Source organism: Amycolatopsis sp. N2S4-7, assembly GCF_058119595.1.
Map to the genome: position 1 here is coordinate 2,359,764 of NZ_CP172299.1, position 16,656 is coordinate 2,376,419.

General features: G+C 73.1%; 14 protein-coding genes. 11 read left to right on the forward strand and 3 right to left on the reverse strand.

The genetic code is table 11. The annotated features are described in order from the left end of the window. Nucleotide 1: 1 nt before the first annotated feature. The 8 genes from ACH54P_RS10900 to ACH54P_RS10935 all read left to right on the forward strand — a co-directional run bounded on the left by ACH54P_RS10900 (nucleotide 2) and on the right by ACH54P_RS10935 (nucleotide 9,965). Complete coding sequence (locus tag ACH54P_RS10900; RefSeq protein WP_489912243.1) at nucleotides 2-640, forward strand: class I SAM-dependent methyltransferase; 639 nt, start codon at nucleotides 2-4, stop codon at nucleotides 638-640. Continuing rightward, the gene (locus tag ACH54P_RS10905; protein WP_489912244.1) at nucleotides 637-1,554 is read left to right on the forward strand and encodes a UbiA family prenyltransferase; all 918 of its coding nucleotides are present in this window, start codon (nucleotides 637-639) and stop codon (nucleotides 1,552-1,554) included. Before ACH54P_RS10900 ends, ACH54P_RS10905 begins: the two co-directional genes overlap by 4 nt. Next, on the forward strand, nucleotides 1,551-2,849 hold the full coding sequence (locus ACH54P_RS10910; RefSeq protein WP_489912245.1) for a protoporphyrinogen/coproporphyrinogen oxidase: 1,299 nt from the start codon (nucleotides 1,551-1,553) through the stop codon (nucleotides 2,847-2,849). The genes ACH54P_RS10905 and ACH54P_RS10910 overlap by 4 nt, the downstream gene beginning before the upstream one ends. After that, nucleotides 2,846-4,393 carry a class I adenylate-forming enzyme family protein gene (locus ACH54P_RS10915; protein ID WP_489912246.1) on the forward strand — a complete coding sequence of 516 codons (1,548 nt, stop codon included), beginning with the start codon at nucleotides 2,846-2,848 and terminating at the stop codon, nucleotides 4,391-4,393. Before ACH54P_RS10910 ends, ACH54P_RS10915 begins: the two co-directional genes overlap by 4 nt. Next, entirely contained in the window at nucleotides 4,390-5,175 is a 786-nt protein-coding gene (locus tag ACH54P_RS10920) for a class I SAM-dependent methyltransferase (protein WP_489912247.1), read from the forward strand. The genes ACH54P_RS10915 and ACH54P_RS10920 overlap by 4 nt, the downstream gene beginning before the upstream one ends. Further along, nucleotides 5,172-6,539 (forward strand): CoA transferase, encoded by a 1,368-nt coding sequence (locus tag ACH54P_RS10925; protein WP_489912248.1) that lies wholly within the window; start codon nucleotides 5,172-5,174, stop codon nucleotides 6,537-6,539. The genes ACH54P_RS10920 and ACH54P_RS10925 overlap by 4 nt, the downstream gene beginning before the upstream one ends. Continuing rightward, nucleotides 6,536-8,008: a class I adenylate-forming enzyme family protein gene (locus tag ACH54P_RS10930; protein ID WP_489912249.1), complete on the forward strand. Its 1,473-nt coding sequence runs from the start codon at nucleotides 6,536-6,538 to the stop codon at nucleotides 8,006-8,008. Before ACH54P_RS10925 ends, ACH54P_RS10930 begins: the two co-directional genes overlap by 4 nt. A gap of 232 nt (nucleotides 8,009-8,240) precedes the next feature. Further along, nucleotides 8,241-9,965: an ATP-binding protein gene (locus ACH54P_RS10935; protein ID WP_489912250.1), complete on the forward strand. Its 1,725-nt coding sequence runs from the start codon at nucleotides 8,241-8,243 to the stop codon at nucleotides 9,963-9,965. 1,377 nt (nucleotides 9,966-11,342) lie between these two features. Here the strand turns inward: ACH54P_RS10935 and ACH54P_RS10940 are convergent. The 3 genes from ACH54P_RS10940 to ACH54P_RS10950 all read right to left on the reverse strand — a co-directional run bounded on the left by ACH54P_RS10940 (nucleotide 11,343) and on the right by ACH54P_RS10950 (nucleotide 13,666). Continuing rightward, nucleotides 11,343-12,122 carry an ABC transporter permease gene (locus tag ACH54P_RS10940; protein ID WP_489912251.1) on the reverse strand — a complete coding sequence of 260 codons (780 nt, stop codon included), beginning with the start codon at nucleotides 12,120-12,122 and terminating at the stop codon, nucleotides 11,343-11,345. Continuing rightward, nucleotides 12,119-13,054, reverse strand: coding sequence for an ATP-binding cassette domain-containing protein (locus ACH54P_RS10945; RefSeq protein WP_489912252.1), 936 nt, complete (start codon nucleotides 13,052-13,054; stop codon nucleotides 12,119-12,121). The genes ACH54P_RS10940 and ACH54P_RS10945 overlap by 4 nt, the downstream gene beginning before the upstream one ends. Before the next feature lie 279 nt (nucleotides 13,055-13,333). Beyond that, nucleotides 13,334-13,666 (reverse strand): helix-turn-helix domain-containing protein, encoded by a 333-nt coding sequence (locus ACH54P_RS10950; RefSeq protein WP_489912253.1) that lies wholly within the window; start codon nucleotides 13,664-13,666, stop codon nucleotides 13,334-13,336. Nucleotides 13,667-14,485: 819 nt separating this feature from the next. Between ACH54P_RS10950 and ACH54P_RS10955 the strand changes: the two genes are divergently transcribed. The 3 genes from ACH54P_RS10955 to ACH54P_RS10965 all read left to right on the forward strand — a co-directional run bounded on the left by ACH54P_RS10955 (nucleotide 14,486) and on the right by ACH54P_RS10965 (nucleotide 16,547). Continuing rightward, nucleotides 14,486-14,683, forward strand: coding sequence for a hypothetical protein (locus tag ACH54P_RS10955; protein ID WP_410671453.1), 198 nt, complete (start codon nucleotides 14,486-14,488; stop codon nucleotides 14,681-14,683). Nucleotides 14,684-14,840: 157 nt separating this feature from the next. Beyond that, a complete protein-coding gene (locus ACH54P_RS10960) occupies nucleotides 14,841-15,083 on the forward strand; it encodes a hypothetical protein (protein WP_489912254.1) in 243 nt (80 codons plus the stop codon). 243 nt (nucleotides 15,084-15,326) lie between these two features. Next, nucleotides 15,327-16,547, forward strand: coding sequence for a PP2C family protein-serine/threonine phosphatase (locus ACH54P_RS10965; RefSeq protein ID WP_489912255.1), 1,221 nt, complete (start codon nucleotides 15,327-15,329; stop codon nucleotides 16,545-16,547). The last annotated feature ends 109 nt before the right edge of the window (nucleotides 16,548-16,656 follow it).

Below are 16,656 nucleotides of genomic sequence, written 5' to 3' on the forward strand. Positions count from 1 at the left end.
CATGCCGCAGACCACCCCCGCTCCCACCGCCGACGCCGTCGCCCTGGAGTGGCACCGCCGGGCCGCGCGCCCCGGCCTGACGCGCGTCATGCGCGCCTCCCAGCCCGCCGGCCTCGCCGGGACCACCACCGAACGCACCCGCGCGATCGTCACCGAGCACCTCCGGGCGATCGCGCCCCGCACCGCACTGGAGATCGGCTGCGGCATGGGCAGGCTCACCCCCACCATCGCAGCGCAAGCCCGTGACGTGCTGGCCGTGGACCTGACGCCCCGGATGCTCGACCTCGCCCGCGCCGAGTGCGCCGACCTGCCGCACGTGCGGTTCGCGCACGCCGCCGTCCAGCAGCTGCCGGTCCCCGGAGAGCCGTTCGACGTCGCTGTGTGCGTGTGGGTCCTCATGCACGTGCTCGGCGAGGACGACCTCGCCGAAGCGTGCCGCCGCATCGCCGCCTCCGCCCGGCACCTGGTGCTGGTGGAGTACGAGCACGCCGACATCCCGGTCGGCGAGTACTCGCGGCTGCGCGACCTGGACGCCTACCTCGAGCTGCTGCCGGGTGCCCGGCTGGTCGAGCGGCGCGACGTGTTCTACGGCGGCGACCGGTCCTTCGCCGCCCTGATCGCCCTGGAGGGGCACCGGTGACCACCTCGATCACCTCCACCACCACCCGCGCCTACGTCCGGCTGGCCAAGCTCGACATCGTCGACTACTACCTCGGTGTCCTGGTTGTCGGGACACTGCTGCCCGCCGCGCTGCGCTTCGACGGCGGTGTGCTCGCCGCCGGCGGGCTGTTCCTGCTCGGCGAGGTGTTCGTCATCGCCGCGATGGTGGCCTTGGACGATCTCACCGGCTTCCGCGACGGCAGCGACGTCGCCAACTACGCCCCCGACGACCCGAAACGGCGCCGGTACCGCAAGCCGCTCGTCGCCGGGACGCTGACCGAGGACCAGGTGCTGCGGTTCGCGTGGGTCACCGGGATCATCGGGGCGCTCCTGTGGATCGCGGCGATGGTCACCGCACCACACACTCCCTTGTGGACAGTCGTGCTGATCGGCGTCACCTACTTCTTTTCCGTGCAGTACTCCTGGGGTGTCAAGCTCAGCTACCACGGGTTCCAGGAGTTCTTCATCGCCGCCCTGGGCTGGGCGCTCGTGCTGGCGCCCTACGGACTGGCCGTGGGCTCGCTCGACGGCAACGTCGTCGTGCAGGCGCTGTTGTTCGGCCTGGGGCCGCTGCTGTTCGGCGTCTACTCCAACACCAACGACATCAAGGGCGACCGCCGGGTGGGCCGCCCCACCGTCGCCGCGCTCACCTCGCCGCGCGGGAACATGCGCTTCATCTTCGCCGTCACGGCCGTGGAGGCCGCGCTGATCGTCTGCGGGCCCTTGCTGGGCACCGCGTGGTGGTTCCCGGTGGCGCTGCTGCCGACGCTCCTGCTGCGGGCCCTCCAGCTGCGCATCGCCTTCGGCCAGGGCGACATCCTGCGCGCCCGCCTCCTGGGCATCCGCATCCACCGCGTCACCGTGGTGGCGCTGGTCGTGGTGAACCTGCTGTGACCGCCGAAGAGGACGTCGTCGTCGTCGGGGCCGGCATCGCCGGACTGGCCGCCGCGCACGCGCTGCGCCTCGCCGGCCGCTCGGTGCGCGTGCTGGAGGCCGCCGACGCCGTGGGCGGCCGGATGCGGACCCTGCGCACCGGCGGGTTCCTCGTCGACACCGGCGCCGAGCAGGTGCCCGAACGGGGCTACCCGGCCACGTGGGAGCTGCTCGGGCAGCTGGGTGTGGACCAGGCCGCCGTTCCCCGCATCGGCCGCCACCTCGCCGTGTGGCGCGGCGGCCGCGCGCGGCCGGGGCTCGCCCACCCCCGCGGCCTGCTCACCGGGGCCGGCCTGGGGCCACGCGCCCGGCTGGACCTGCTGCGGGTGCTGCGCGTGCGCCCGGACTTCGACCACCCGGAACGCGCGGCCCTCGGCACGGTCGCCGAGTTCGCCGGGGCCTTCCACCCCGACGTGCTGGACTACCTCTGCCAGCCGGTCGTGTCCGGGTTCTTCGGCTGGCGGCCCGAGCGTTCGGCCGCGGCGCCGCTGCTCGCGCTGCTGGCCGCCGCCGGACCGGCGAACACCTGGCGCACCTACCGCGACGGCATGGACACCTTCGCGCGCGCCCTGGCCGGGTCCCTGGACGTCACCACCGGCGCCCGGGTCGACGGCGTGGTGCCGGAGTCCGGATCGGTCCGGGTGCTCTGCGGCACCGAGCAGATCCGCGCGCGGCAGGTGGTGCTCGCCGTGCCCGCACCGGTGGCCCGCGTCCTGCACCTCGACGCCCCCGCCCAGGACGCGGAGTTCCTCGCCGCCGCCACGTTCACCCCGGTTGTCAAGGCGCACTTCATGCTGTCGACCCGCCCGGCGGCGCGCTCTTACGCGATCGTCGTCCCCGCCGCGGAGGACCGGGTGGTGTCCACGCTCATCCTCGACCACGTCAAGCACCCGGGGCGGGCGCCCGCCGGACGGGGCCTGGTCACCGTGATGGCGAACCCCGCCGTCACTCCCGACCTGCTCGACGCCACCGACGCCGAGGTGGCCGACGTGCTGTCCGGCGCGGGCCGGCGGTTCCTCCCCGCCCTGCGCACAGCCACCGGCGCCCTGGTCACCCGTTTCCGCGATGCCCTGCCCGAGGCCACCCCGCGCGCGTTGGCCCTGCGCGCTGCCTTCGCCACCCGGCCCGTCTCCGCGGTCGAGTACGCCGGCGACTGGACCGGGCTCGTGCCGTGCAGCGAGGCGGCCGTGCGCTCCGGACAGCGCGCCGCCGCCCGGCTGCTCTCCACCCACCCCGCCAGGAGGGAACCCGTATGAGGCCCCACGACATGGGCACCCTGTTCGACGAGGTCGCCGCGCTCGGCACGCACACCGCCGTCGTGCTCGACCGGCCCTTCGACATCGCTCCCGGCCGGGGCACCGAATTCACCGTGCCCCAGCTGGCCGACCTCGTGGAAGAGGCCGCGGGCTGGCTGCACGCCGCCGGGGCCCGCCCGGGAGAGCGGGTCGCCGTGGTCAAACGCAACCACTACGACTACAACCTGCTCGCCTGCGCGGCGATCCGGCTCGGCGCCGTGCCCGCCCTGCTGTCGGGCGAGCTGTCCGGCGACGTCCTGGAAACGCTGCTCGAGCGCCTCGAACCGGCGGTTCTCGTCACCGACCGGCCCGTCCCGGCGCACCACACCCGCCGCGTGCTGTCCCTGGCCACCCCCGGCGCGGGTGAACTCGCGCTCGACGACGTGCGGGGCAGCCGAGCCCCCGCGCGCCGGCGCCGGCCCGACGACGACCCGCTGGTGATCAACCACACCTCCGGCACCACGGGCACCCCCAAGCTGGTCGTCCACACCACGCGCACCATCATCGACCGGCTCGCCCGGTTCGAGGCGCTGCGCGTCCCGGTCGTGGGCACCCGCCGCGACGACGTCGTCGCCAACGCCTCCTCCTACGCCCACGGCCGCCCCTTCTGCTGGACCGGCAGCGTGTTCTGCCTCGCCCCGCGCAAGATCGTGCTGCTGTCGGACCCCGCCTCGGCCCGGGAAGTGCTCGGCGCCCACCCGCCCACGACCATCGAGGCCCTGCCCGCCGCCTACGTGCGGTGGCGCCCCCTGGCGCGCGGGGCGGACAACCCCTTCCGTGACGTACGCCTGTTCGTCAGCACCTACGACGCCGTGCACCCGCCCGTCGTGCGCACCATGCTCCACGCGTCGCACCGCCGCCGTCCACTGTGGATGCAGGGCTGGGGGCAGACCGAAACCGGGCCGCTGACCTTCCGCTTCCTCACTCGCGCCGCCGTCGACCGCGCCACCCACGCCCGCCACCTCGGCCGCCCGCTGCCGGGGCGGGCGAAGCTCGCGGTCGTGGACGCCGGGACGTTCCGGCCGGTGCCTCGCGGGCGGCCGGGACTCGTGCTGGCCCGGACGAAGGCCCTCTGCGCCGGGTACGTGGGCGAGCAGGACCGCTGGCAGGACAAGAACAGCGACGGCTGGTGGAACACCGGAGACCTCGGCGTCCGCACCCGTACCGGGGCCGTGCTGCTGCTCGACCGCGAGGTCGACACCGTGCCCGGCCTGAGCTGCCTGCAGACCGAGGACGTGCTCGAGAACCGGCTGCCCGAGGTGGTCGAGTGCGTCGTCCTGGGCACGCCCGGCAGCCCGCCCGTCCCGGTCGTCGTCACCGCCGACGGAAGCCTCGACCCGCGGCGCTGGCGGGCCGCCGTCGCCGGCCTGCCGCCCCTGGCGCCCCCGCGCGTCGTCACCTGGGACGACCTCCCGCGCACCGGCACCGGCAAGGTGCGCCGCCGCGAACTGCTCACCCGCATCGCCGGGCACACCGGCACCCACGGCACCGGAAGGTGGACATGACCACGATCCAAGAGGGCTACGCCTTCGACAACCACAGCGTGCACGCCACCGAGCAGCACCGCTGCCTGGCCGCCGCCTACGACCCGGCGACGCTCGCCCGGCTGGAGCGCACCGGCGTCGGACCGGGGTGGCGGTGCCTGGAGGTCGGTGCCGGCGGCGGCAGCGTCGCGCATTGGCTCGCCGATCGCGGCGCGTCGGTCGTGGCCACCGACGTCAAGCCCGAGCACGTCCCGCCCGCCGCGGGTCTGACCGTCCTGCGGCACGACGTCGTCCACGATCCGCTCCCCCAAGCCGAGTTCGACCTCGTCCACGCCCGCCTCGTGCTGCTGCACCTACCCGGACGCGAACAGGTGCTGCGCAAGCTCGTCCGCGCCCTCAAGCCCGGCGGCCTGCTGCAGCTGGACGAGTTCGACGTCGACTACGGACCGGTGCTCCTGGCCGCCGACGCCGGGCACGCCGCCGCCTACGAGGAGTTCCTGGCGGCCAAGGAACGCATGTTCGACGCGGCCGGCGCGGACTGTCGCTGGGGCCGGCGCGTCGCCGCGGCGATGGTCGCCGCCGGCCTGGTGGAGGTCGACCCGGAGCCGGTGGTGCAGCAGTGGAACGCGGATTCCCCCGGGCTGCGGCTGCTGGTCCACCACACCCACCACCTGCGCGAGAAGCTGCTCGCCGTGGGCCTCACCGACACCGGCCTGGAAACCGCCCGCGCCGCGATGACGCACCCCGCGTTCCGCGCCACGTCCTGCGTCTTCTACACCGTCCAGGGCCGGCGCCCGGCATGACCGCCGTCGACGCGCCGAGCTGGAGCGGACCCGTCGACCTCCCGCTGCGCGGGGAACCCGACGTGCAGGCGGCGTGCGGGCTGATGCACGTCCACGGCCGCCGGCTCGGCCGTCCCGCGCCGCTCGGGCTGGACTACGCCCGCGCCGTCGCCGTCGAACTGGCCGCGATCGGGGTGCTCGCGGTCGAACTGGGGCGCACCCGTGGTGTGCCGCTCACCGGGCACACGACGTCGGTCGCGCAGGCCGCCCTGCTCGCGGTCTCGCAGTACCTGGCGGCCGCGACCGCCGGCGAACCCGACGAGTGGCAGCCCGGGGCGGGGCCGCCGTTCCGCTCCGCCGACGGCGTGGTGTTCGAAGTGGAGGCCCTCGATCCCGTTCCGTGGCAGCGATTCTGGACCGAGCTGGGTGTCCCGGCCCGGGCCGTCGAACGAGGTTGGCGCCCCTTCCTGCACCGCTTCGCCACGGCCACCTGCCCGCTGCCGCCCGAGTTCGCCGGCTCCGCGGCCCGCTTCCCGCTCGCTGTCCTGGAGACCACCGCTCGACGGGCGGGCATGACCCTGGTCGTCCGGGCGGAGCGGGTGCTGGACAGCCTCCCCGCCTACCGGATCTCCCCGCGCGGCAGCAGCCTGGGCGAGGTCACCCCGGCCGGGGAGCTGCCGCTGTCCGGCATCGTCGTGCTGGAATCGTGCCGGCGCGTGCAGGGACCTCTGGCCGGGCACCTGCTGGGGATGCTCGGGGCGACCGTGGTGCGCATCGAGCCGCCCGGCGGCGACCCGCTGCGCTGGGTACCGCCGATGGCCGGGGACACCTCCGCCCGGTTCCTCGCCCTCAACCGGGGCAAGGCCGTGGTCGAGATCGACCTGGGCACCGGGCGGGACGAGGTGCTCGACCTCGCCGCGTCGGCGGACGTGTTCGTGCACAACTGGGCGCCGGGCAAAGCCTCTCGCTGGGGCCTGCGAGCCGAGGACTTCCCCGCCGGTCTGGTGTACGCGCACGCCTCCGGGTGGGGCGACGAGCTCGGTCCCGAACCGCCGCTGGGCACCGACTTCGTCGTCCAGGCCCACGCGGGCGTGCCCGCATCGCCCATGACCGTCGTGGACGTGTTCGCCGGCGTGGTCGCCGCCCACGCCGTGGTGGACGCGCTGCTGCGCCGCGAACGGACCCGACGCGGCCAGACTGTGGCGTCGTCGCTGCTGTCCGCCGCCTCGCGCCTCAACGCGCTCACCCGGCACCGTGACACGTCCGCGCCGGCCGTGCCGGTGTGCACCGACCTCGCGGCGCTGGGCCGCGACCCGCGGTTCGCGCGGGCCCTCGTCCGGGAGCGGTGCGTGCTGCCGGATTCCCCCTGGGAGTTCTTCCGATGACGTGGGTCTCGCGCAACGGGATCGTGCTCACCGACCGGGTGCCGGCCGCGGCGAGGCGTGCCTGGGTCCGCGCCGGGCACTGCCCCGACCGGGACCTGCACTCGCTGCTGCGCGACCGGGTCCACCGCCATCCCGATCGGGTCGCGGTGATCGACGACCGCGGGAGGCTCACCTACGCCGAACTGGCCGAGCAGGTGCGAGGGCTGGCGGGCGCGCTGGTGGCCCGGCCCGGCGACATCGTCGGCGTCCGCGTGCCCAACGGCCGCGACGCCGTGATCGCGGAGCTCGCCGTCGCCGCGTGCGGCGCGGTCGCCCTGCCGTTCACGGGAGGACGGGCCGACGCGCTGAACCTGCTGGGCCGGGCCCGCGCGTCGTCGGTGATCACCGACGACGACCTGCCGTGGCCGACCGTGTCACCCCGCGCCCGGGGCGAAGGGTGGAAGCCGGTCACCGTGGACCCGGAATCCCCGGCGAGACTGCTGGTCTCCTCGGGTTCGGAAGCGGAGCCGAAGCTCGTCGCCTACTCCCACAACGCTTTCGCCGGCGGCCGCGGCAACTACCTGCGTGCCGTGCACGGCGATACCCCGGTGTGGCGGGACCTCGTGCTCGTGCCGCTGTCCTCGGCCTACGGGTCGTTCGGGGCCACCATCACCCTGTGCCGCTTCGGCGGGACACTGCTGCTGCGCCCGCGGTTCGACGCCGTGGACGCGCTGCGAGCCATCGCCGAGCACCGGCCCACCCACGTGTTCGGCGTGCCCACCATGCTGCGTCGCCTCGCCGAGCACGCGGCGGACTTCGACACCTCGTCGCTGCGGGCCGTCGTGTCCAGCGGTGACGTGCTTCCGTCGGACACCCTGCGGCGGTGCCGCGAGGTGTTCGGCGTCGACGTGGTCAACGTCTACGGCTCCTCCGACGGGGTCAACTGCCACACCACCACGCCCGAGCACGGGGTCGGCCGTCCCGACCCGGCCGTGACCGGCATCCGGATCGTGGCCGGCGAGATCTGCGCCCTGGGGCCCATGACCCCGCTCGACCACGTCGGCGGCGGACCACCCCGGCTCCCAGGCGGCTGGGTCCGCACCGGCGACCGGGGAAGCTTCGACACCGACGGCACGCTGCACGTCCTGCGGCGGATCAAACGCGTCGTCATCCGCGGCGGCTGCACCATCAGCCCCGCCGAAGTCGAGTCCGCGCTGACCGGCCACCCCGCCATCGCCGACGCGGCGTGCGTACCCGTGCCCGACCGCGACCTCGGCGAGCGGCTGTGCGCGTGCGTCACCGTCCGCGCCGGCCACCCGGTTCCCGACCTCGCCGCGCTGACCACGTTCCTGCGCACCGACCGGGGCATCACCCCGCACAAGCTCCCCGAGCGCCTGCTCGTCCTGACCCGGCTTCCCCTGACCCACACCGGAAAGGTCTGCCTGCGCACGCTCGCCGACGTCGCCACCGCCCACCACGGCGAACGGTGACCAGTCTCGACCCGCAGGCCGGGTCCGGAGACCAAGCCCTGCCGACCTCGCCAAGGCCGTCGGCCGACGCCGAACTCCGCGTCCGCATGCCCGGCAAAGCCGCCCTCGCCGCCGGCGAGTCCGGATGCCGACCGGACTTCCCGGCGCGCCGGAGCCAGCCTGCGCGACGCGCGCACACGATCGTGCCCGTCGAGGCGCGTCCACTCCGGTGAACCCCCACTAGCCTGAGGCGGTGACGATCGAGCTGGTCCTGCTGCCGCGGGTGGCCTACCACGGCCGGGAGATCACCAGCCCCCGCCTCGGCGGGCTGCTCGCCCTGCTCGCCGGGGACCTCCGCACCGGCGCGAGCACCGCCCGCCTGATCGAAGGGCTCTGGCCGGACGGGCGACCGGAACACCCTGCCAAGGCGCTGCAAGTGCTCGTGTCCCGCGCGCGAGCCCAGCTCGGCCACGACGTCATCGAAGCCACGCCGTCGGGCTACCGGCTCACCCTGGCCGAGCACCAGGTGGACACCGGCGCACTCGTGCTCAGTGCGGCTGCCTGCGCCCGGTTGTCCCGCGACGGCGACCACGAAGCCGCGCTCGCCCAAGCCGAGGCAGGCCTGGCGCTCTGGACGGCGCACGACGACCCAGGCGGCACCGATCCGCTCGGCGCACTGCGGACGGCTCGCGCGTCGACCAGCCGGTGGCTGGTCCGGGCCCGCGCGCTGTGCCGCTCGCGGCTGGGCCGGGCCGACGAGGCCGTCGACGAGCTCGCCGCGCTGGTATCCGAACGACCGCGCGACGAGGAACTCCTGGTAGAACTGCTTCGCAGCGAAGCCGCGACAGCCGGTCCCGCAACCGCACTGGCCCGGTACGAGGATTACCGGCGCCAGGTGCGCGACGAACTCGGCGGCGACCCCGGTCCCGCACTGCGCGAGCTGCACCAGCAGCTTCTGCGGGGCGAGGCGCCCGCGGTGCGCCACGGCGTCGCGCACGAGCCGAACCCGCTGCTCGGCCGGGACGCCGACCTGGCCGCCGTCGCGAGGCTGCTGCGGACGTCGCGGGTCACGTCGATCGTCGGCGCGGGCGGGCTGGGCAAGACCAGGCTGGCGCACGCCGTAAGCCGCCGGGCCGAACAGCGGGTCGTGCACTTCGTGCCGCTCGCCGGAATCACCCACGACGACGACGTCGCCGCCGAAGTCGCCTCGGCGGTTGTCGGTGCCGACCCGGGCGGACCGCCGGGCAGCCTCCCATCCGCACCGCGCGACGCGGTGACCGCTATCCTCGACGCGCTCGGCTCCGGTCCGGCGCTGCTGGTGCTCGACAACTGCGAACACGTCGTGCGCGGTGTGGCCGACCTGGTCCGGACGCTGGTCGCACTCAGCGCCGACCTGCGGGTGCTCACCACCAGCCGGACCCCCCTGGACCTTTCCTCGGAAGCGGTCCACGCGCTGCCGGAACTGAGCCCGGCGACCGCCGCCGAACTGTTCCGGCAGCGGGCCAGGGCCGTCCGCCCGGACGTCGAACTGCCGGACGAGGCCGTCGGGGAACTGTGCGCACACCTGGATGGGCTTCCCCTCGCCGTCGAGCTGGCCGCGGCCCGCACCCGGGTCATGTCGGTCCGCGAGATCGCCCGTCACCTCGACGACCGGTTCGCCCTGCTGCGCGGCGGCACCCGCGACGCCCCACCGCGGCACCGCACGCTGCAGGCTGTCATCGACTGGAGCTGGGCGCTCCTCGACGTGCGGGACGAGCCGCCATGCGGGCGCTGTCGGTCTTTCCCGGCGGCTTCACCGCCGACGCCGCCCGGTACCTGCTCGGCGGCGACGCGGTCGACCTGCTCGACCAGCTCACCGGCCACTCGCTGCTCAAGGTCCAGGACACCCCGGCGGGCACGCGGTTCCGGATGCTGGAGACGGTCCGCGAGTTCACCGCCACCCGCCGGGCAGAAGCCGGGGAGACCGAGAAGAGCGTGACCGGCTTCCTGACCTGGGCCGTGGATTTTTCCGTGGCTCACCACGACTGTCTCTTCGGCGCCGGCCTCGTCCCCGCGATGCGGCGGATCGGTGCGGAGCAGGACAACCTGGTTCATGCGCTCCGGCACGGGCTCGACCACGCCGACGGCGCGACCGTCGCGGCGACGACTGCCGCACTGGCCGGCCTGTGGACGTTCGAGTCGAACTTCACCCGCATGGCCACGCTGGTCGAGGACACCGCCTGGCTCCTCTCGCACTTCCGCCCCGGACCCGGCCTCGTGGAGGTGACCCGCGCGACGCTGGTGCTGAGCGCGGTGAACAGCTTCCTGTTGCAGGGCCCCCGCCCCACCCGCGCCCTGGTCGCCCTCCGCCGGCTGCCGCCCGCAGCACCCGGCACTCTGGTGCACGCCGCCGAAACGGTGATCCGCGCGGTGGCTGCGGCGGACTTCGCCCCGTTGTTCGCGTTGTGCGGCGACGACGACCCGCTCGTCGCCGGGTTGGCCGAGGGCGTCGCCAGCTACGCGTGGTCGGCCCTCGACAACCCCGAACGCGCCCTGGCGGCGGCCGAGCGCATGGTCGCCGTGTTCGACGACCACGCGTCACCGTGGCTGCGCGCCGTCGCCCACGCCCGCGTCGGAGAACTGTGCCTGGAACTCGAGCGCGGGGAAGCAGCACGGCGAGCGATCACGACCGTGCTCGAGGTGCTCGACGAAACCGACACCTGGCCCGGCGCGGCCCGGATCCGGGGCGCGCTGGTCTTGGCCAACCTGCAGACCGGCGCGATCGACGAGGCCGAACACTGGCTCGACCAAGCCGTGCTGACCGGCGGCAGCGAGGTCGCCGGGGCGTCCATGGTGGATGTCGGCGCCCGCGCGGAGATCCTGCTGGCCCGCGGCGACGCCGACACGGGCCTGCGCCTGTGGCGCCAGACCGCCGAGCACCATCGCTCCACGAAGGACACCGGCCCCGGCGCCGACGGCTGGGCGTGGGAGACCCAAGCCGTCACCGTGGTCGCCCACGCCCACCACCACCGCCTCGACCTCGTCACCGAGATCACCGGCGACCTCCCCCGCGCGCTGCCCAGCCTGCTCGAAGATCCCGCGACGTCGTTGCCGATCTGCGGCGCCCTCCTGCTGGCCTTGGCGCTGACCGACCTCGACCGCGCACAGACGGCCGACGAGCGATCCGCGGCGGTACGCATGATCGCCCTCGCCGAGCGTTTCCGGTACGTGCGGGGCTTCCACCCCACGATGTCCTCGGCCCGCATCCGCGCTGTGGCCGAACAGGCCGACGAGCCGGCGTACACCGCCGCGCAGGCGGAATACGCCATTCTCGGCCGCGAAGAGCTGCGAGCCACGGCTATCGCGGCACTGGCGCTCAGGCCGCGGGATCACGCCTGAACAACGCCCGCGCCCAGACATACCCCGCGACGGCGAAGCCGGCGCACCAAGCCACCGCGATCCACGCACTGCTCCCCACCGGCGTGCCCAGCATCAAGCCGCGGAGGGTGTCGATGATCGGGGTGAACGGCTCGTGGCGGGCGAACCAGCGCACGGCCCCGGACATCGTGTCCGTGGGCACGAACGCGCTGCTGAGGAACGGCAGCACCTGCACGAACAGGATGAACAGGTTCGCGCCCTCGGCGTTCTTCGCCGCCAGCCCCACCGCGACCGCCAGCCAGGTGAGGGCGAAAGCCAGCAGCAGCACCATGCCCAGCGTCGCCAGCCAGCCGCCGAAGCCCGCTGCGGGACGGAACCCGAACAGCAGCGCCACCGCGACGACCAGCACGGCGCTGAACAGGGTGCGGAGCACCGCGCCCAGGACGTGCCCGGTCAGCACCGACACCCGCGCGATCGCCATCGTCCGGAACCGCGAGATGATCCCCCCGGTCATGTCCCGGTTCACCGCCAGCGCCGTCATCGACGCGCCGTACCCCACGGTCATCAGCAGGATTCCCGACACCAGGTAGTCGACGTACGCCCCACCGCCCGGCCGGGTGGCGAACCCCGCGTTCAAGGCGCCGCCGAACACCCCGACGAACAGCAGCAGGAGCAGCACCGGCATCCCGAGTGACATGATCATCATCCCGGGGTAGCGGCGCAGGTGCTTCAGGTTGCGCCGCAGCATGGTGGCCGAATCGCGCATCGCGTAGCTCATCGGACGGTTTCCTTCTTGGTCGTGAGGGAGAAGAAGACGTCGTCGAGGTCCGGGGTGTGCACGGACAGGCTGCCGACGTCGACGCCCGCGCCGTCCAGCCGGTCGAGGAGCCCGCGCACCAGGCGGACCCCGCCGTCGCCCGGCACCGACAGTGTGAGCGCGGACTCGTCCCGGGTGCCCTCCCCGAGCGCCCGGGCGGCGGCGTCGAGGTTCGCGGCGTCCGCGAACTGCAACCGGACATGGCCGCCGGGCACGCGCCGCTTGAGCTCGTCCGGCGTGCCTTCGGCCACCACCGTTCCGTGGTCGAGTACCGCGACCCGGCCGGCCAGCTCATCCGCCTCATCCAGGTACTGCGTCGTCAGGAAGACGGTGACGCCACCGGCCACGAGGTCGCGGATGATCCGCCACATCGTGTGCCGGCTGCGCGGGTCGAGCCCGGTGGTCGGCTCGTCGAGGAACAGCACACGCGGCCGGCCGACGAGCGTCATCGCCAGATCCAGCCGCCGCCGCATCCCGCCGGAGTAGGCCGACACGAGCTTCCGCGCGGCCTCGGCCAGGTCGAACCGCTCGAGCAGTCCGGCCGCCTTCCGCCGCCCCTCGGCGCGGCCGAGATGGTGCAGGTCCGCCATCAGCAGCAGGTTCTCCTCGCCGGTCAGCAGGTTGTCGACCGCCGAGAACTGTCCGGTGACGCCGATCGCGGCGCGGACCTCGTCCGGCTCGGTGGCCACGTCGTGCCCCGCGACGGAGGCCTGCCCACCGTCGGCGTGGATCAGGGTGGACAGGATCCGCACGGCGGTCGTCTTGCCCGCACCGTTGGGCCCGAGCAGGGCGAAGATCGTGCCCTCGGTGACCTGCAGATCGACGCCGTCGAGCACGACTTGGTCGCCGAAGGACTTGCGCAGCCCGCTGGCCGCTATCGCCGGGGTGGTCACGGTTCTCCTCTCGTAGCGTCCGTGGCCGCTGATGGCCACGGACGCTACGAGGGTGCGCAACCCCGGTTTCAGCCTGGTTTCAAGCCGCCTTCCCCCTGATCGGCCACTTCCCGGGCTTCTCCTTGCCTTCGCTCATGTCCTGGATGCCCATGTCAGCCTCCCAGCCGGTTCCGACCGGCCGGGCGCCCCTGTGGTCGGGTTCCGTGCCACGGCCGCGAAAGGGCATGGCTTTGACTGCACATCGGCACGCGGCGCCGAGGCCGCGTGCCGAGTTGGGATTCAGCCGCCGGCGGGGAGTTCGGTGTTGCGGCGCCGGGCTTCGTGGAGCTGGTCTTCGAGGGTGACGATGCGGCAGGCGGCATCGATGGCGGTGCCGTGGTCGACCAGTTCCCGCACCCGGGCGGCCAGGCGCAGCTGGTGCCGGGAGTAGCGGCGGTGGCCGCCGGCGGAGCGTTGCGGGGTGATCAAGCCGGCCTCGTCGAGGCTGCGCAGGAAACCTTGCGTGGTGCCGAGCATGTCGGCGGCCCGGCCCATCGTGTAACCCGGGTAGTTCTCGTCGTCGAACTTGTCGGCCGCGCTGGGCGTGGCCGGGCCTTGTTGGTCAGGGATCATTCCACCTCCACGTCACAGAGGACCCCGGGTGCCACTGCGGCACCCGGGGTCCTCAAGGGTAGGGATCTTCACCATTGTCAACCGGCGCGACCGCCGGCTTCCTGCACCCGCGTCCGGCCGAAAGCCGGATGACGCGGGGATCGCTTACTCGTGACCGAGCACCACCTCCGAACTCGATGGGACTGCGGCACCCGCGCGGCGTTACTTGGCCGCTGCGGGCGATCCAATGATGTTCCCGTTCCCTTCTTTCCTGGGTTTTCCACTTACTCGGTACTGCCACTGCTACTTCACTTGCTGCGCACGTCACTGCCGGAACCCTTCCACTGATCGGTCCCAGCACGCTGACGCCGCTGGTCACTGCCCGGAGCCCCGTTCACTGATCGGCTCCGGCCACCTGACACATCCTGCAACTGCATGTAACGCTGATACTGCTGTTCTTCACGGGCACGTTCACTCTGCCCGCGTCCTGCACTTCCGCTCCGGAACCGGTACTGCTCGGTCGAACCTTCTTCACGACCCGGTCCTGGAGCAATGCTCGCGGTCACCAGCCGAAACCTTGTTCCCTGGATCGGCTCCGTGCTGCCTGACCGCCTTGTCTCACCTCGCGGGTAGTTACGTCCTCTCCCGCGCCTGCTTGACGTTGTCTCTCTCGGTACGAGGAGGACACTACACACGCCCGCCGTTGAATGTCTACTTCGGCCGACATAGATTTTCTGGAGGCAGTCGAACGGGTGACGAGGAGGGCGTACGGCCTTGAGCGAGGACATCACGCAGCAGAGCCCGCTCGATGAGCGGTACGGCCTGGTCGGAGTGCGTGACATGGCCGAGTACGCCGAAGCCTTGACGCGGTTGCTGGAGCAGGGCCGCCGGGAGCGGTGCGCGGCCGTGCTGTCGGAGGCCGAGGCCTACGCGGCGGCGGAGCTGCTCGGCCAGTTCGCGCAGCTCGACCCGCCGGCCGCGTTGAACCAGCTGGCCGCGTCGCTGGCCAGCCGCATCTACAGCCGTCTCGGCGCCTGACACCCGACCGGCCGACACGGGACACGCGGTGCCCACACGACCCGAAACGTGGCGATCATGACCGAGCCCTCCCGGGGCGGTTCCGAGCGGGACCGGATCGCGGATCCAGGTGTGCAAGAGCGGCTGGCCGAGACGCCGACGCCGAGCACCGCACGCTGTGGCACAGATCGCGGTCAGTACCGCGGAGAGCGAGGTCGCCGAGGCTCGCGGCGCGGGCTTGCTCTCCGCTCAGGCCGCGGCGCAGGCCGAGTTCGCCCGCGTGACGGACGCGGCGATCGAGGAAATGCGCGGTACCGCCCGAACCGGCCACGACCGGCTGAACGGGCCTCCCCTTGCGCCGCGCCTGGGCGGCGCGGGAGCCGCGGACATCGCAGCGCGACGACCACACCAACAGAACTGACATCCCGGCGCCGGGGAACGACCGGTCCCGTCATCAAGACGAGATCGCACCCATGATCGTGAAAGGTCCGAGCCACCAGTGGTTGTGGCCGGCGTCATCACGAGCGGCTGATCGTCGGTTCAGCTCATCGGCCCCATCCTCCGACCGTTGCGCCAGCCCCGGCCAGACGAGTCTTCGAATCCCGGCGATCTTGCGCCCGGGCGGTGCGGATGATGAGGTTGCGTGGGCTCGAGGTGGTCGGAGGTGGCTGTGGACGGTGGGGTGCTGGGACCGGGTGATGTGCTGTCGGCGGCCGAGAGCGCACCGCCCGTGGAGTCGGTCGAGGTTGTCGCGCGCGACCTGGCGAAGCGGCTGGGTGCCTTCGACGTCTCCTTCCTGCTGGTAGACCTCGTCGAGGAACACCTGGTACGGCTGGCCTCGACCACGCAGGACCCGGATGGGCACGACCCGGAGCCGGTCGATCTGCGGGACAGCGCCTACGAGAGGGTGCTGCGCACCCAGCAGCCGTGGCAGGAGCAGAACGACGACGGGGTCCGGGTGGTGCTGCCGGTGACCAACCGCGGCGACTGCATCGGTGTCCTGGAGGTGACCGTGCCCTCCTGCGACGAGGAAGTGCTGGCGCAGCTGGGGGAAGCCGCGCACGCACTGGCCTACGTCATCATCACCGACCGCCGCTTCACCGACCGCTACCACACCGGCCGGCGCACCACCCCGATGAGCCTGGCCGCGGAGATCCAGCACCAGCTCCTGCCCTCGGCGTCCTCCTGCGAGGCGGCCCAGTTCACCATCGCCGGCGCCCTGGTGCCCGCCGACGACATCGGCGGCGACACCTACGACTACACCGTGGACGGCGACACCCTGCACCTGTCGATCACCGACGCCGCCGGTCACGACGTGAACTCGGCACTGACCGCGACCCTGCTGGTCGGTGCGCTGCGCGGGGCCCGCCGAGCCGGCCACGACCTGGCAGAGCAGGCCCGCCAAGCCAACCAGGCCCTGCTCGACCACGGCGAGGAAGTATCCCTGGCGACCGGGCTGCTGCTACGCGTGGACCTGCACGCGGGAGGGGTCGAGCTGGTGAACGCCGGACATCCCGCGCCGCTGCTGCTGCGCGACGGCGTGGTCGAGGCGATAGAGCTGGAGATCGACCTGCTCTTCGGCTTCGAGCCGTACCGGTACGTGGTGCAACGGCTGGACCTGCGCCCCGGTGATCGGCTGGTACTGCTCACCGACGGCATGTTCGAGCGCGACGCCGCCGGCGTCGACCTGCCCGCTCTGATCCGCGAGACCGAGGGGCTCCACTCCCGGGAGGTGGTGCGGGCGGCGACCAGGGCCGTGCGGCACGCCTGCCGCAATCAACTCCAGGACGACGCCACCGTGCTGTGCCTGGACTGGCACGGAACCGATCACACCGAACGCCGGGCCGACAACGGCGCCGACACCGACACCGCCTCGCCCGCCTAGTGGCCTTCAGCCGGCCGGGCTCCAACCGAGCGGTCGACCACCGCGCCGCCGCCGGTCAGGCCGCGGACACCGGCTTGGGTCGCAGAGCAGACGGAGAAGAGCGCGGCGC

Excerpts from the sequence above, each read along its gene's own strand:
- ACH54P_RS10900 (WP_489912243.1), top strand. The coding sequence starts at position 2 with ATGCCGCAGACCACCCCCGCTCCCACCGCCGACGCCGTCGCCCTGGAG.
- ACH54P_RS10915 (WP_489912246.1), top strand. The coding sequence starts at position 2,846 with ATGAGGCCCCACGACATGGGCACCCTGTTCGACGAGGTCGCCGCGCTC.
- ACH54P_RS10920 (WP_489912247.1), top strand. The coding sequence starts at position 4,390 with ATGACCACGATCCAAGAGGGCTACGCCTTCGACAACCACAGCGTGCAC.
- ACH54P_RS10925 (WP_489912248.1), top strand. The coding sequence starts at position 5,172 with ATGACCGCCGTCGACGCGCCGAGCTGGAGCGGACCCGTCGACCTCCCG.
- ACH54P_RS10930 (WP_489912249.1), top strand. The coding sequence starts at position 6,536 with ATGACGTGGGTCTCGCGCAACGGGATCGTGCTCACCGACCGGGTGCCG.
- ACH54P_RS10940 (WP_489912251.1), bottom strand. The coding sequence starts at position 12,122 with ATGAGCTACGCGATGCGCGATTCGGCCACCATGCTGCGGCGCAACCTG.
- ACH54P_RS10950 (WP_489912253.1), bottom strand. The coding sequence starts at position 13,666 with ATGATCCCTGACCAACAAGGCCCGGCCACGCCCAGCGCGGCCGACAAG.
- ACH54P_RS10955 (WP_410671453.1), top strand. The coding sequence starts at position 14,486 with ATGGCCGAGTACGCCGAAGCCTTGACGCGGTTGCTGGAGCAGGGCCGC.